Here is a 15222-nt window from a genome sequence, read left to right on the forward strand (position 1 = left end):
CACCGAACGCGGGGTCACGGCGGCGATTCGAGTTGACGCCGCAGCGCGTCCAGCATCCGTTCGAGATTCTCCTTCATCTTGACCCGCAACAGCGTGCTGAGGAGTCCCCCGATCAACGGGATGTCGAACTCGAAATCCACCACGATCGTCGTGCGCGTTCCTTCGGGTTCCGGCGCGAACGTCCACGTCCCCTCGTAGCGGTCGAAGTCCCCTTCGCGTTGGCGGAACCGGCAGCGGTGCTCGGCGTTGTCCCACACGTCCTCCTCCACCCAGTGGACCCGGTGTCCCTCCACAACTCCTACCCACTCCGTCAGCGTGGGGACGCCGTCCCGCCGCTCCAACACCGTGATCCGCTCCAGATCGGGCATGAACTGCGGGAAATCCTCGACCCGCTTTGCCAGGTCGTACACGGCGTCGAGCGGCGCATGGATCAGCACCGCTCCCTCAACACGCGCCAAGCGCATCCCCTCCTCTTTTGATTTCGGGTGGGTTGCGTCCACGGCGACGGCGGTCTGCGCCGATACCCCGAGGAGCGGTCGGGTTACGCGTGCAATTCCAGCACGTCACCGTCTTCCAGGACGTGTTCCCGTTGCACCATCTGCCCGTCGAAGGTATGCGCGCCCCAGATGCGTGCGTATTTCATCCGATCGGCAAAGTCCTTATGCACGATCGCCGCGGCATCCTGCACGGTCGTGCCGCGCTTCATCACGAAGGGCGCGGAGCGGTCCGCGCGATACCCGGGAGCCTTGGTGTAGATGCGGATCACGTTGAGGAGGCCGAACATCGCGCCGCGCAACGTGTCCACGCCCGTTTCGGTTTCAGCGGAGACCACCTGGATCGGCCACCGGCGGGGGTAGAGCTCGCGGAGGATCTCCAGCCGCTCGCTCGCCTCGGGTGCGTCTGACTTCGCGGCGATCAAGATCGTCGGCACGCCCCCGGAGGGATCCCCCCCCCGCCCGAGGCGGACGCCGGACCGATCGAGCAGCGCCAGCGTCGTCTCCATCGAGGACAGCAGATCATCGCTCGCTAGGTCCGCCACCAGCAGGGCCCCGTCCGCCTGCCGGATGAGCGCGAACAGCCACGGCTCCGCGGTTTCTTCGGCGATCGGGGGGAGGTCCACCAGCTGAATCTGGATGTTTTCAAATGCGACCATTCCGGGGAGGGGAATGCGGGTCGTAAACGGATAGGGGGCAACGGCCGGGGCGGCGTTGCTGAGCGCAGCGAGGAGGCGGGATTTTCCGACGTTGGGGGCGCCCACCAAGACGACCTGCCCGGCTCCCTCCCGGGGTACGTGCTGCCAGGTGGATCCCCGCCCCCCCGCCGGCTTGCGGGCCGCTTCGGTCCGCAGCTTGGCCATCCGGCGCCGGATGTCGGCCCGCATGTGCTCGGTCCCCTTGTGCTTGGGGATCGTGGCCATCATCTCGTTCAGCGCAACGAGCTGGTCCTCTGGAGTGGTCGCCTGGCGGAAGCGGCGTTCGGCCTCGAGGTACTGCGGGGTGAGGTTGGCGGGCACAGCGGACCCGGGATTACTGGATGCGGGTCACCCGGAGCTTCAGCGTGCCGGCCGGGGCGACCACGCGCACCGTTTCGCCTACGGAGCGGCCGAGCAAGGCAGCACCGACAGGGGACAGATGGCTGATCCGGCCCTGCGCCAGATCGACCTCCACCGGTCCGACGATGGTGTAGGCCACGTCCTCTCCCGTAGCCGTGTCGGTGACGTGAACGGTGCAGCCCATCGCCACTACGTCCGACTGCCCCTTCCCCGGTTCGTCGATCATCTGGACGTCACGGAGGAGCAGGTCGAGTTCCTGGATGCGGCCTTCGATGAAGGCCTGTTCGTTCTTCGCGTCTTCATATTCGGAGTTCTCGGAGCGATCGCCGAGCTCGGCCGCGCGCTTGATCCGCAGGGCCACCTCGCGCCGCCGTTCGCTGCGAAGATGCTTGAGCTCCCCTTCCAGCTGATCTCGGCCTTCCCGGGTGAGGAACGTGGGCTGATGCGATTGTCCGTCTCGTGTTGTGTCGGGCACGTCGTCTCCGTTGGCCTTCCCCATGGGCCGTACGGTCCCGGTCGGATCGCTGCGGCGTGGGCGGCGTGGGTTCATAGAGCGTCTCCGAGGGTATTCTACCAGAGCCGGCGGGGTTGGGGAAGCGCTCGGCCCTAGGACGCCTGGTCCGCAGGTTCGTGCAGAGCGAACAGGAGGATCGCGGGGCGTGGCTTAACTATGGGGGGAAATGCGTCCCGCCCGCGTGACTCGTTCATGAAGATCCTCGTGACCGGCTGCGCCGGCTTCATCGGGTCGAAGGTCAGCGAGGTCTGCCTGCGGGAGGGCCACGAGGTGATCGGGGTCGACAACCTCAACACCGCCTACGACGTTCGATTGAAAGAATGGCGCCTCTCCCGCCTCGTCGGAGGAGCCGGGTTCGCCTTCGTGCGGGCGGACGTGGTGGATCGGACGGCGGTCCAGGAGCTGTTCTCGCAGCACCCGTTCGATACGGTGATCAACCTGGCGGCTCGGGCCGGGGTGCGCCGGAGCCTCGTGGATCCCTGGGCGTACTTCGAGACCAACATCACCGGAACGCTGAACCTTCTTGAAGGATGCCGGGAGCACGGCGTGGTCAAGTTTGTCCTGGCGTCGACCTCCAGCCTATACGGTGATGGACAGCGGCCCTTTCGGGAAGACCAGCCCACGGACCGCCCCGTTTCGCCGTATGCCGCTTCCAAGAAATCAGCCGAGACCCTCTGCTATACCTACCACGCGCTGCACGGGCTCGACATCACCGTGCTCCGATACTTCACGGTGTACGGCCCGGCGGGGAGGCCGGACATGAGCCCGTTTCGCTTCATCCGCTGGATCGCCGAGGGTGATCCGATCACGCTGTACGGGGACGGCTCCCAGGAACGAGACTTCACCTACGTGGATGACATCGCCCACGGGACCCTCCTCGCGCTCAAACCCCTCGGGTATGAGGTGATCAACCTGGGGAGCGACCGTCCGGTCACGATGGGTCAGTTCATCAGGATCCTGGAGCAGCGGCTGGGACGCACCGCCCGCATCGACCGCCGTCCCTCGCACCCCGCGGATGTGCGCGCCACCTGGGCCGATATCACCAAGGCCCGCCGCCTCCTGCAGTGGGCGCCGAAGACCTCGCTGGAAGACGGCGTGGGGGCCACCGCGGCCTGGTACGAAGAACACCGGTCGTGGGCGTCCACGATCGACCTCGGAGAGTAAGCGGCCCAAGGCGGCTGCGTCTGCACGCGGAGGGGCCAAAGCCCGATCCCTCCGGACCGCGGGGGCCGGCGGGGAGGTGCACTCCACCTCCACTTTATTCCGGGGTGCGGATCGTCTCGGTCGCCTGGAGGAGTTCCCCGGCCAGCGTGTCGTCCGGACAACCTCGGAGTTCGCGTTCCGTGTCTTCGATGCTCGAGATCTCCTGGTTGGTTTCGACGATCTGCGTGTAAATGGCGTCTCGGAGCCCCCGCTCCAATCGCAGCTTCGTGAAGAAACACTGTTCGAGCCTGGACTTGCGGTAGAGCCACAGGCAGCGGTCGCGGATCGCCTGGAGCCTGGAGGCGAGCTCAAAGCCCAGATCCCGGCGCTCCAGGCCTTCATGCAGCGGGACATACGCGCGGCGGATTTCCGGGACGACCCGGTCGAGCTCGCCGAGCACCCCGTCGGTGTCCGCGGTGCCCCGGGCGCCGCGTTGGATCGCGTCGAGGAGGCGGTGCTCCAAATCGCGCAGGAGCGTCTCCACTCCCTGCGCGAGCGTGCCCAGGTGATCTCGGTCGGTCATGGTGGATGCCTAGACGCGCCGACCCAACGACGAGGCCTCCGCGGTTCGTGGAGCGGGCCACACACCTTGCCCGCCGGCGGCGCTTCGCGTCAGCGCACTGACCGCGCGGGCCTCGTCGTCGGTCAGACTGGGATAGATGGGCAAGGAAACGGCGCGGCGATGCACCGCGTCGGCGTTCGGGCACGGCCCTGCCGCCACGAGGTCATGGAGCGGGCGGTAGACCGGCCGTTTGCACTCAACGCCCCGCTCGAGGGTATCCGCGATGAACCTCTCGGGATCCGGAACGCCGATCACGTAGCGGTAGAAGACATCGCCATCACGCGGCGGCGTGAAGGTGGGGACGACGCCGTTGAGCTCGGCGTGGTAGAGGCGTGCAATCGTGCGCCGACGTTCGACAAAGCGGGAAAGCTTGCGCAGTTGGTTGCGCCCCAGCGCCGCCTGCAGATCGGTCATCTTGTAGTTGTAGCGCAGGCGATACCCGGCTCGGTTGTCGTAATCCCGCAGATCCCGGGCTTCCGCGAGCACGCTTGCCGATCGCGATAGGAGCATGCCCCCTTCTCCCGTGGTGATCATCTTGGTCGCATAGAACGAGAGCACGGTGATGTCCCCGACGCTCCCCGCGGGGCGCCCCCCGCTCGATCCTCCGAGGGCGTGCGCGCAGTTTTCGATGACGGGGATCCCCAGCGCCCGAAAGGCTTCCACCGGGGCGATCCGGCCGAACATGTGCGGCAGGATGACGGCCCGCGTGGCGGGCGAGATCAGGCGCCCGGCCGCGTTCATCCCCATGTTCACGTCGTGCGGCCCGCAGTCGACGATGCGGGGCGTTGCCCCGACAAGGTCGACGGCGTGGAGGAGCGCGACGCACGTGTACGACGGGATCAGCACCTCCGCCCCCGCGCCTACCCCCAGGGCGCGCAGCGCCAGGTGCAGCGCTGCCGTGCCGGAGCTGGTGGCCACGCCCCCCGGCAGGCCGAGGGCCCGGGCGGCCTCGTCCTCGAACTGCCGCACCTCGCCCCCCTGCGCCAGGTGGCGCGACAGCAGCACCCGATTGACGCCGGCGAGATCGTCCGGTTCGATGGTGGGCTGCGAGTGGGCGATCATGCCACGAGCCGATGACATCGGTACGCTTCCGCCGCGTCGACCGAAACCTCTGCCCCGCGCAGGCGCGCCAGGCGCTCCACGTTTTCGAGCGAGGCGTGGTGTGGGGCGGGCCGGAGTTGCGATCGGTGGCAGGCGTGCGCCCGGAGCTTGGTCTCGAGATGCGCGGTGATGTCGACGTACAGGTTCGGGTGGAAGGCGTGGAGATTCCAGCCGAGTTGGGGCGCATCGCATGAGAGGACCATCTGGACAAAGGCTTTGCTGGTCGGAAGGTGGGGTCGGCAGGCCGTAAACCCCGCCTTGAACAGCGCCTCGTGGTCCTGGTTGTACGAGATCTCGGGCAGGATCACGATGGTGGGCGCGACCTTGTCGATCGCGTACCGGGCGTCCCGCTCGATACGGGCGATGAGGTCCCGTCGGGGGATCGCGTCGAGGCGGAGATGGGTCTCCGGGTCCGTGAAGAGCACTTCGTAGCCGTCGACCCGCAGACACGCCATCGCGTCGGCGAGCTCACTCGCCCGCTCCGCCCCGGTGATGAGGGTGCGAAGACGCTTCCCGTTTGCCCGCTCCTCCCCCACGATCACGGCCCTGCCGCGTTCGCCATCAGTGCCGCCCGAGTGGACCGCGACGCCGGCGCGATGCGCCCGCCCTCCCCGTCCGATCGGCGCCTGCTCGCCGGGCCGACCTTCGCGCGGGACCCCGTAGTGTTGGAGATCACCCACCGAGGCGACAATCACATACACTTCTCCCCCCTCGGCTTTGACCTTGGCCATGAGCCCCCCGCAGCCGAATGTTTCGTCGTCGGCGTGGGGGGCGAGGACGAGCAGACGCTGGCGTCCCCAGGCGATCGATTCCGTTCCCACGGTTACACCTCTTCTCGGGTCCGGCCGGGGGCCGGGACGCGGCGGAATCGGATGGCGATCCCCACCGCAAACAGAGTGGCGGCGGCCTGGGTGAGAAGTCCCCACGGAAGCCCGACCGTCGCGTGCGGGAAGTTGAAAGGCGGCGCCTCAAAGAAGTCGTACCGCCCCCCCGCGGTCAGTCGCTCAAGTTCCGGCGCGGCCCCACCCAAGGCGCCAACGATGCTCCCCCAAGGGGCGGGCGACATCGCCACCATCGCCAACGCCAGGCCGGTGCCGAGGAGGAGGTCCGCCAGCGACAGCCCGGTCGCTCCCGCGATCCATCCGACGTGGTAATGGGGGATGGCGTCCAAGACGACGTGGCTGCCCAGCCCGATCCCGAAGGCCGTGAACGGATTTCTCACCCGCATGGTGAGGGCCGCGGCCATGGCCAATTGTGGGGTGGCGTCCATCGTTAGCGGTGTCCTATCTCCTCACGATGTCGGTGGGCGCCGGTTTGGCGTCCGCCGCGTTTGGCAAATTGGGCGCGGCCCGCAGGGCCTCCCGGGCTTCGCGCACGGTCGGCAGTCTCGCGCCGGCCTTGGTGTTCGCGGTGCCGGGACGATCGGTGAACTCACGGTCAATGCGGCCGCGGTCGCGACGCCGAGCACCGCAAGGGTGGCGATGGGGAGCCAGGTTTTTCGGGACATGCCGCTCCTTCTGCGCAGTGATCGCGCGCTCGCTGTCCGGCGGGCACGCTCCTCAGTTCCGCAATCCGGTAGGGCAGCCTTCGTTCTTTTGGAGGATTCGGGCCTATCGTCCGCACCCGGGATCCCGCGCCGAGCCTCCGACGCGCCCCCCGGGTGAATTCTTGGATCAGTCCCCCTCCGAGGGCGCGGCCGCCGCGGCCCCGGATCGCGGTCGACGCACCACGGCGACCCACTCGCGTTCGAGGATCCCGATGGTGGCCGCGACGGCTGCGGCGATGGTCAGCGCCCCGACGGCGGAGTGGACAGTGACCAAAGTGATTCCAGCCACGCCGGTGGCGGCGGCGGCGAGCGTGATCGTCGCGGTCGCCGCAGGGTGCGAAAGCCCCCGGTCCATCAGGCGGTGCGGAAGGTGGTCCTTGCCGGTAGAGGTGAGCAGTTCGCCGAGCCGGCGCTGGCCCCGACGATACCTCCTGATGTGGACGAAGAGGATGTCGTAGATTGGGATCGCCAGGATGACCGCCTTGGCGGCCAGCGCCGGGACGGAGAGGATGCCCGGAGAGACCATGACGCCGAGGGTGGCGACGAAATACCCAAGCGTGAGGCTGCCCGCATCTCCCAAGAAGATCTTGGCCGGGTGAAGGTTGAAAGGGAGGAATCCCACGGACGCGCCGACGATCGCGGCCGCGAGGGTGACCTCAACGGGCTGATGGGTGAGGACTGCCAAGACCAGAAAGGCGCACCCACAGACCAACCCGATTCCCGCGGCCACACCATCGGCGCAGTCCAGGCAGTTGAACGCGTTCACCACGCCGACGATCCACAGGATCGTGAGAAGATGCGCCACAATGGGCCACGGCAGGTGGAAAGACAGCCCGGTGGTCGATACCACCGCCGCGGCGATGGCGAACTCCAGAGCCAGCTTGACCGACCCAACGTTTCGCGCATCGTCCACCAGCCCGATCCCGAGCAGCGCCCCCCCACCGAAGATCACCCCCCAAGTAACGCGCGTGAGGGGGGCGGACCACACGAGGACGGTGGCGGCGACCGCGAGATACACCGCAATCCCTCCCAGGAGCGGAACCGAATGGGCATGGATCTTTCGGTTCTCCGGAAGGTCAACGACGTGGAACCGGAGCGCCACCGCCCGTGCCAGGGGGGTGAGCGCGAGCGCCAGGATGCCGGCGGTAGCGATCGGGCCGAAAATCATGGCGCGTTCACCCCCGAGTGCCGGAGATGGTCTCGCAGCCGGGGGACCAGCGCCCGCGCGAACTCGACGCCGAACCGGTGCGCGGTTTCTTCGGTATCGGCGATCGGGACGGTGATCCTGATCACGGCACCCTCTGATCGCCCCGTCCGGAAGGCGCTGCGCAGTTGGTCCAGTTTGCCCTGGTACGGATCGACGTAGGGGCGCTGCGGGCCCATGAACCAATACAAGACCACGCTGTGGGTCCTGCCTTCGCGCACCACGGCCCGGTCGACGAGAAGGGGGGCCCCGTCTCCCTCGATGGCCTCGACACCGCGCTTCATGACCTCGCACGCGGCGCACACCGAGAGCACCTGCGCCCTCGCGCCCTCGCGTTCGAAATACCCCACGTAGAGGATGACCGTGTGGCCGTCGCGATCCACGTACCTCCGGCTCAGCACGGCGTCGGGGTGCGTCCGGGCGATGACCTTTCCGTCGGCCGGCTCGGCCCCGCCCCGCCAGCCGGCCAACTGGTAGGGAAGGTCGGTCAACGGCGTCCGCAGGGGAACGGCGCGCCCCATCATCACCGCGCTCCCGATGGCCGCCACTGCCAACGTCACCACCATAAGCGCGTACCGCCAGCCGTTCATGCGGGGGCCCCCGTTCTCTCCCGGCCGGGCAGGAGCGCCCCAACGCCGAGGAGACAAGCGGTGGCCAGGACGAACAGCATCCAGCCCGTGATCGTATGGTACGTGCCGGCGTACGTCCCCAGCAGAATGTTGACGGCCACGCGCACCGTGTTGGACAGGATGGCGATCGGCAGGACCGACGCGATCAGCAGGGCCCGATTGGCCCAGCCGGACCGGGTCGCATAGGCGAGCAGGATCCCGGCGGCGCCGAGCGACATCAACGAGCGAAACCCGCTGCAGGCCGCGGCGACCTGGAGGCGTACGTGAGGCAGGTCGATATACACCCCGTGAAGGAGTGCCGGGTACCCGAACAGGTGGAGGGTGTCCGTGGAAAACCGAGCCGTGAAGAGCTGGAGGGGCCAGGTGAGCCAGTAGTATACGCTCGATGGCGGCGGGATCATGAACGCCAAGTAGAACAGCGGGAACGCCACCTGCGCGGTCAACTTCGGGCCGCCGAGAAAGAGCACGATGCCGAAGAGCACGAAGATCAGGGAGCCCTCCGCCACTACATTTAAATCACCGGCGCGCCCCAGGAAGAGGAGGGCCAGGCCGACGAGGACGAGAAGGTACCCCCCCCACGCGTGTTCGCCTGGTGCGATGCGCAGGTCGTTCCGGCGCTCCCAAACGAGATACGCGGCGACCGGTGGAATGAAGAACCCGTACCCCATGTTGGACATGTCGGCCATCCATACGGCGACAAGCTCCCTGAGCACGGGGAGGTACAGGATGCCGAGTGAGGCGGTCAGGATCAGCACCCCGATGAGGGCCTTTAAGCGTCCCATAACGATACCCCCCAGCCTTCAAGAAGGGGTTCCTTGACGGGGAACGCCAGCCTTCGTCCGTTCGACCTATTCGCGGATATCGTCCGGAGGTGCGGTGCGGGTGCCCAAGGGGGAGCGGTGCGTCGTGAGAAAGAGCCAAACCCGGCTCGCGAGGATAGAGACGAACCCCTCCCGTGCGACGGGAAAGGTAGAGGCGCGCTTCGATCCCGAGGGGGGTGGCTAGCTGAGCCCGTTCTTGACCGCGTAGGCCGCAGCCTGCGCGCGGTTGTGGATTCGGAGTTTCTGGTAGACGGAGCGAAGATGACTTTTGACCGTCGGCTCCGAGAGGAAGAGCTTCAAGGCGATCTCCTTGTCGCTCAGTCCCGAGGCGACCCCCTTGAGCACGTCGATCTCACGTTCCGTCAACCCGGGCCCGCGGCGGAAATTGAAGAGCACCGCCTCCCGTTCGGTCGTGGCGAGCCGCTCGACCAGCTTTCGGGCGATGACGGGGTTGATCATCGTGCGATCGGAATGGACCGATCGGATCGCCCGGATGAGGTTCTCCGGCGGGATATCCTTTAGGACGTACCCGATCGCGCCGGCCTGCACCGCTTTGAGCACGGTGTCCTGGTCGTCGTAGACCGTCAGGATGAGCACCTGCGTGTCCGGGCAGGATTCCTTGATCTGACGCGTTGCTTCGATTCCGCTGCCGTCGGACAGCTTCACATCCATCAGGACGACGTCCGGCTTGAGTTCGGCGGCCTTCCGCACCGCTTCTTTGACGCCGCCGGCCTTGCCCACAACAGCAATGTCATGCTCGGCCTGCAGCACCACCCTGAGGCCGGCGGTAATAATTTCGTGGTCATCGACGAGCATCACGCGAACGGGCACTCCGGTTTTCCCCCTCTTCGAGCATCGTGCGGACGGCGTCTGCGCCGGGCATCGGGTCGGGGGCCCGGGCTCTCTCGCCCCCGTCCCGGGGAACGGAACGGATGCCTCGACCCGGCCACCTACCTGATCTACGTAATGCCCCAATTCCCCCCACGGTAGCCCGGTCCGGCGGTGCGGCGACGGGTGCTCCCCGCTCGACGGGCAGCCGGATTCGGGGCCTCCACCCCCTTCCGAGATCGTGATCCCCTCCCTTCGGAGGGGGGGTATCGACCGAATGAGGGATGAGTTCCACCGGAAGAACCAAGGGCGCGTTCCGTCCGAGGGGAACCCATCACTCGACTTAACTGCTAGAGGAGGGATCCGGACGTGGGATCGATTCGCGTGATGGTCATCGATGATATGACCCTGGTGCGGCAGGGGATCGAGAGCCTGTTGAGGGGTCGGAACTCCGTGGAGATCATCGGAGAGGCGTCCGATGTGCAAGCGGCCCTCGGGGCGCTCACCCAATTGGAGCCGGATGTCATCCTCCTCGATCAGGATATGCCGGGTCTGGACACCCCCGAAGCGGTGCTCCTCCTGAAGCGGCAACGCCCCCAGGTGGAAGTGATCGTGCTCTCGGAGAGCTCGGACGAGGAGCGGGCGTTCCGGGCGCTTGAAGCGGGGGCCAGCGGCTACGTGCTCAAGGACATCAGTCCGGACAATCTCGTCCGGGCGATTCACGGTGTGTGCGACGGTCGAACCATGACCCACCCCTATATCACCCGTCAACTGATCGAACGATTTCGCCTCCTGATGCGCGAGCGGACGAACCACCGAGACGGCGCGCACTTTGCCGGCCTGACGAGCCGCGAGCTCGGCATCATCGTCGAGATGGCCAAGGGATCCACGGACCGTGAGATTGCGAAGAAAGCCTGCCTGGGCGAATCGACGGTGAAGAGCCATATCCGTTCGATCCTGCGCAAGATCGGGGCCCGCAACCGAACCCAAGCCGTGGCCTACATTCTGCGAAAGGGGATCATGCGATAACGCCCCCACCGGCACGTCCAAGCGCGGAGGAGAGGTCAGTGAGCACGAGCGAACCGATTCGCGAAACAGAGGAGATCAGCCTCCAGGCTCGACTGTGCAACGGCAGCCGCTACCACGCCGTCGGGGACCTGCTGACCTACCGGTCCGGGCTCTGGATGGTCAAGGGGCTGTTCTTCGGCATCACCTCTTCCGGTGAACGAGAGCTTTACTACATCCTCGCCGAGGCGACAGCCACGGCGGAGCAGTCCAACGACGCGTGAACTCACAGCGAGGTGAGAAATGAGTACGGCATCTCTTTACCAACGGGCGCGGCGGATCCGTGGGACCACGGCCATCCTGCTCGTGCTCGCGATGGCGTTGACGGGTGTCACCCTGCCCGCCCGAGCGCAGAGTCAGGAGTACGTGGTCCGGCCCGGAGACGTGCTGGATATCCTTGTGGTCGGCGAGCCGGATTTCAGCCATCAAGTGAACGTGACGCCCGACGGCAACATCTTTCTGCCGTTGGTGGGCAACGTTCCGGTTCAAGGCCTCACGACCGTGCAGATCGAGGCCCGCTTGGCCACCGCCCTGGCGCGGTTCGTGAAAACCCCCAAGGTGATGGTCACCTATGAAAAAACGGGGACGACGGGGCAGTTCGTGTACGTGCTCGGGCAGATCACCCGCCCGGGCGGGTACGACTACCGCCAAGGGACCACGGTCGCCGAGCTGCTGGCGACCTCCGGCGGCCCCACGCCGCAGGCCGCGCTGGGCAAGGCGCTGATCCTCCACCGCACCGCGGCGAACCCGGTCAACCTTCAAAAATTGCTGATCGGGGACACCTCGCAGAACGCCATCCTCCAACCCGGTGATGTGTTGGTCATTCCTGACAACACCACGCGCGTGCTCGTGCTCGGCCAGGTCGACAAACCCGGCTACGTGAGCCTGAAGGACGGCGAAGATCACGTGCTCGATGTCGTGGTCCAGGCGGGCGGCCCCACACTGAAGGCGGCGCCGGATCGGATTCGCATCCTCCGGAACGGCCAGCCGGTCAGCACCGACCTCGAGGCTTTCCTCAGAGAAGGGAAGCCTGAACTCAACCCCCAGATCCAGCCGGGAGATATCGTCGTGATGCCCGAAACGGACCGCCGCGTCATCGTGCTGGGCCAAGTGGTCAAGCCCGGCCCGATCGACCTGGGCGATACCTTCCCGCGAACGGTGATGGACGCGATCTCGGCAGCGGGCGGTCCTGCCAACCTGTCCAAGCTCACCACCGTTTACGTCATTCGGCAGGACGGCGGCACCAAGCCGACTGCGATCACCCTGGACCTCTGGAAGTATCTGCACGAGGGCGGGCCCAACCAGAACATTGAGCTGAAGCCTGGCGATGTCGTCTTCGTGCCGGCGTCACCGCTTGTATCGCTGCAGGCCGTGGTCAACATCTTGTCGGGGCTGAACCTGCTGCGGGTCCTCGTGGGCCTGCCGTGCAACGGGTGCTGATCGCCGGCGATCGCGTGAGAGCGTATCGGGAGGAGTGAATGATGGAATTCTGGATGTACTATCGGGTGATCCGCAAACACTACCGGACAGTGCTGATCGCGGTTCTCGTGGCGCTGGTGGTCGGGACGATCGCCGCCTGGCCCCGGTATCAGGAGTACGTGGCCAGCGCGACGCTCACCACGTCGTCGCCGGACGCAAACCGATACACGCTCGTCCTGGTGACGGACCGAACCCAGGCGGCCCCCGGTCCGGACACCGCCCGCGTGATTGAACTGATCCAGAGCCGGACGGTGGCCGAGCGCGTCATCCAGCGCCTGAACTTGCGGACCACCCCGCAGGACCTCCGAACCCGGGTGAAGGTCACCGGCGGACGAGATGCCTCTCCTCTGCTCACGCTCTCCGTGCAGGATCCGAATCCGGCCCAGGCCGTTCGACTGGCGAACACGTACGCCGAGGTGGCCGTCGCGTATAACCAGGAGGTCAATCGTCGCGAAGCCACGTTGGCGCGACAGTATATCGAGGATAAGACCCAGCAGACCCAAACCGAGCTCACCCAGGCAGAGAATGCCCTGGACGCGTTCAAGCAGGGCCACGGAATCGTCTCAATGCCGACCCAGATGACCGCTGCGGTGCAGCACTACCTCGACCTCGTCAGCCAGCAGCGGACGGCGGAAGTCGACCAGCGGGAGCTCTCCGCGCGGATCGCCGACATCCGGGTGCGGCTCACCCAATTCTCACCCACTCGGACCGACCAACAGTTCACCGAGAATCCGATACAGCAAAAGCTCCACAGCGATCTCGTCTCCCTGGAGGTTCAACTCGCCATCGCCCGGGCGACCTACACGGAGGAGCACCCCACGGTCGTCGCGCTCAAGCAGAAGATCGAGGTGCTCAAGACCGCCATGGCCGGTGAGATCCAAAAGGTCCTGGCCACCGAGTTCGTGCAGGTGAACCCGGTCTACGATGGCCTGATCAAGCAGCTGATCGATCTGGAAACCCAGCAGGTGGCGGTGCAGGCGCAGCTCCAGGCGCTGTCAACCATCGTGCCCCAGGAGCAGAAGAAGATGCCGGCGATGAACACCATCGACCGGGAGTATACTCGCTTGAGCCGGAATGTGCAGGTCCTCGAAACCGAGTACACGTCGCTCGAAGGCCGGCTGAACGACTTCCGGATCCAAGAAGAAGCGGCAATTGATCGGAATCCCGTCTACATCGTGGACACGGCGACGGCGGCGCAGCCGACCTCCCCGTCCCGCACGATGGTCCGCATCCTCGTCGCGGCGATGCTGGGCTTGGTCGGAGGAATCGGGCTCGTTGTCTTCCAGAGCCAGATCGACGACACCCTGAAGACGGCAAAGGACGCGGAGCGGCTGCTGGGGGTGCCGGTGTTGACCAGCGTGCCCAAGCACAACCCTCCGTTTGACGAGGCCTACCGGCTCCTCAAGACCGTGTTGGGCCTTCACGCGACCAACGGCAAGACCAAGGCCATCATGTTTACCAGTTCCCGGCCGGGGAGCGGAACATCCACGATCGTCTATCATCTTGCCCGGGCTGTCGCCCGTGGCGGCAAGCGGGTCACGGTCGTCGACGCGGATCTCCGCCGCCCGATGGCGCACCGCCTCTTTGGGGTGGCGAGCCAAGTTGGGGTAGTGGATGTGTTGACCGGCGCGGTCTCGCTCGGAGATGCCGTCCAGGCCGCCAAGATCGAGAACGTACGCGTCCTGCCGGCCGGCCAGAGCCCGGCGTCATTCGCGGAGCTGCCCGATCTGTTCGGTACGTACACGATGACCCAGATGCTCGACAAGCTCCGGCGCGAGACCGACGTGATCTTGATCGATTCGCCGCCGGCCGTGCCGTTTGCGGAATCGCGGGCACTGGCATCCGTGGTCGACGGCGTGGTCCTGGTGCTCGCCGCCGGGCAGGCGCCCCGGGGGGTTGAACTGGACACCAAACGCCAGTTGGAACGCGCCCACGCCCGGGTGCTCGGCGTCGTCGTGAACAAGGTTGATCCAGAGAGCGACGACGGCTACTACTTTCACGAGAAGTACTCCAACCCCAACGCCGGTCGGAACCTAACGGTGCCGGCCGCCGCCGCCGGAATCGTTTTGCTGGTCGTCCTCATCACCGGCGGTGCGATCGCGGGAATCGGATTCCTGCTGTTCAAGGTCACCCCGATCGCCTTTGGTTTGATCTTCCACGGTGGGCGGATCGTGTCCGCTTGGCTGAGCCACATCGCCCCCATCGTGGCATCCGCGGCGGGCCGCAGCACCCATGTGGCCGCGGAAGGCTTGGGCTCGGGCGCGCGCGCGGTGGCTTCGGGCACGGGGTCCGGTGCATTGACCGCTGCAGGGACCGTGGGCCAAGCAATTCAGGCAGCGATGGCAGGTGCGGGCATGCTGGTCGCCGGCATCGGGACCGCTGTGGAGATGGCCGGCCGGGCGATCCATATGGTGGTCTCCGGGGTCGCGGGAGTGGGTCAGGCGGTGTTCGCGGGGGTCGGCACCGGCATCCAGACGCTGGTGAACGGGATCGGCGCAGGGGCCCAGGCTGTCATCCCGGCCGTGGGTCAGGCGATTCAGGCGGGAGCGGCGGGGGCGGGCACGCTGGTCGCCGGCATCGGGACCGGTGTGGAGATGGTCGGCCGGGCGATCCATATGGTGGTTTCCGGGGTTTCTGGAACCGGCCAAGCCGCGTTATCAGGAGTCGGCACCGGCGTCCGCGCGGTCGCGACGATGCTCTTCACGGGGGCGCGTTAAG

Annotated in this window: 16 protein-coding genes; 5 read left to right on the forward strand and 11 right to left on the reverse strand. The window is 66.5% G+C overall.

The window, feature by feature from the left end; all coding sequences use genetic code 11:
- Positions 1-14: 14 nt before the first annotated feature.
- From VKV57_05695 to greA, 3 genes are all read right to left on the reverse strand, one after another.
- The gene (locus VKV57_05695) at positions 15-458 is read right to left on the reverse strand and encodes an SRPBCC family protein (GenBank protein ID HLW59404.1); all 444 of its coding nucleotides are present in this window, start codon (positions 456-458) and stop codon (positions 15-17) included.
- 83 nt (positions 459-541) lie between these two features.
- Positions 542-1513: a GTPase gene (locus tag VKV57_05700; protein HLW59405.1), complete on the reverse strand. Its 972-nt coding sequence runs from the start codon at positions 1511-1513 to the stop codon at positions 542-544.
- A 13-nt stretch (positions 1514-1526) separates the two neighbouring features.
- Positions 1527-2027, reverse strand: a complete 501-nt coding sequence (gene greA / locus VKV57_05705) for a transcription elongation factor GreA (GenBank protein HLW59406.1) — start codon at positions 2025-2027, stop codon at positions 1527-1529.
- A 231-nt stretch (positions 2028-2258) separates the two neighbouring features.
- Between greA and VKV57_05710 the strand changes: the two genes are divergently transcribed.
- Positions 2259-3230, forward strand: coding sequence for an NAD-dependent epimerase/dehydratase family protein (locus VKV57_05710; GenBank protein ID HLW59407.1), 972 nt, complete (start codon positions 2259-2261; stop codon positions 3228-3230).
- Positions 3231-3324: 94 nt separating this feature from the next.
- Here the strand turns inward: VKV57_05710 and VKV57_05715 are convergent, their stop codons facing one another.
- The 8 genes from VKV57_05715 to VKV57_05750 all read right to left on the reverse strand — a co-directional run bounded on the left by VKV57_05715 (position 3325) and on the right by VKV57_05750 (position 9963).
- On the reverse strand, positions 3325-3792 hold the full coding sequence (locus VKV57_05715; GenBank protein ID HLW59408.1) for a hypothetical protein: 468 nt from the start codon (positions 3790-3792) through the stop codon (positions 3325-3327).
- A gap of 9 nt (positions 3793-3801) precedes the next feature.
- Complete coding sequence (locus VKV57_05720; GenBank protein ID HLW59409.1) at positions 3802-4911, reverse strand: DegT/DnrJ/EryC1/StrS family aminotransferase; 1110 nt, start codon at positions 4909-4911, stop codon at positions 3802-3804.
- Complete coding sequence (locus VKV57_05725) at positions 4890-5753, reverse strand: PIG-L deacetylase family protein (protein ID HLW59410.1); 864 nt, start codon at positions 5751-5753, stop codon at positions 4890-4892. Before VKV57_05725 ends, VKV57_05720 begins: the two co-directional genes overlap by 22 nt.
- Before the next feature lie 2 nt (positions 5754-5755).
- Complete coding sequence (locus VKV57_05730) at positions 5756-6202, reverse strand: hypothetical protein (protein HLW59411.1); 447 nt, start codon at positions 6200-6202, stop codon at positions 5756-5758.
- A 403-nt stretch (positions 6203-6605) separates the two neighbouring features.
- Positions 6606-7646: an MraY family glycosyltransferase gene (locus VKV57_05735; protein HLW59412.1), complete on the reverse strand. Its 1041-nt coding sequence runs from the start codon at positions 7644-7646 to the stop codon at positions 6606-6608.
- Positions 7643-8272: an EpsI family protein gene (locus VKV57_05740; protein HLW59413.1), complete on the reverse strand. Its 630-nt coding sequence runs from the start codon at positions 8270-8272 to the stop codon at positions 7643-7645. Before VKV57_05740 ends, VKV57_05735 begins: the two co-directional genes overlap by 4 nt.
- Positions 8269-9093: an exosortase/archaeosortase family protein gene (locus VKV57_05745; GenBank protein HLW59414.1), complete on the reverse strand. Its 825-nt coding sequence runs from the start codon at positions 9091-9093 to the stop codon at positions 8269-8271. Before VKV57_05745 ends, VKV57_05740 begins: the two co-directional genes overlap by 4 nt.
- Before the next feature lie 219 nt (positions 9094-9312).
- Positions 9313-9963 (reverse strand): response regulator transcription factor, encoded by a 651-nt coding sequence (locus VKV57_05750; GenBank protein ID HLW59415.1) that lies wholly within the window; start codon positions 9961-9963, stop codon positions 9313-9315.
- 366 nt (positions 9964-10329) lie between these two features.
- Between VKV57_05750 and VKV57_05755 the strand changes: the two genes are divergently transcribed.
- From VKV57_05755 to VKV57_05770, 4 genes are read left to right on the forward strand one after another with little or no spacing between them, the layout of a single operon-like run.
- Positions 10330-10989, forward strand: a complete 660-nt coding sequence (locus tag VKV57_05755; protein ID HLW59416.1) for a response regulator transcription factor — start codon at positions 10330-10332, stop codon at positions 10987-10989.
- A gap of 38 nt (positions 10990-11027) precedes the next feature.
- Complete coding sequence (locus VKV57_05760) at positions 11028-11249, forward strand: hypothetical protein (protein ID HLW59417.1); 222 nt, start codon at positions 11028-11030, stop codon at positions 11247-11249.
- 19 nt (positions 11250-11268) lie between these two features.
- A complete protein-coding gene (locus VKV57_05765; protein HLW59418.1) occupies positions 11269-12465 on the forward strand; it encodes an SLBB domain-containing protein in 1197 nt (398 codons plus the stop codon).
- A 41-nt stretch (positions 12466-12506) separates the two neighbouring features.
- Positions 12507-15221: a polysaccharide biosynthesis tyrosine autokinase gene (locus VKV57_05770; GenBank protein ID HLW59419.1), complete on the forward strand. Its 2715-nt coding sequence runs from the start codon at positions 12507-12509 to the stop codon at positions 15219-15221.
- The last annotated feature ends 1 nt before the right edge of the window (position 15222 follow it).

This window comes from bacterium (assembly GCA_035307765.1).
Taxonomy (GTDB): domain Bacteria; phylum Sysuimicrobiota; class Sysuimicrobiia; order Sysuimicrobiales; family Segetimicrobiaceae; genus Segetimicrobium.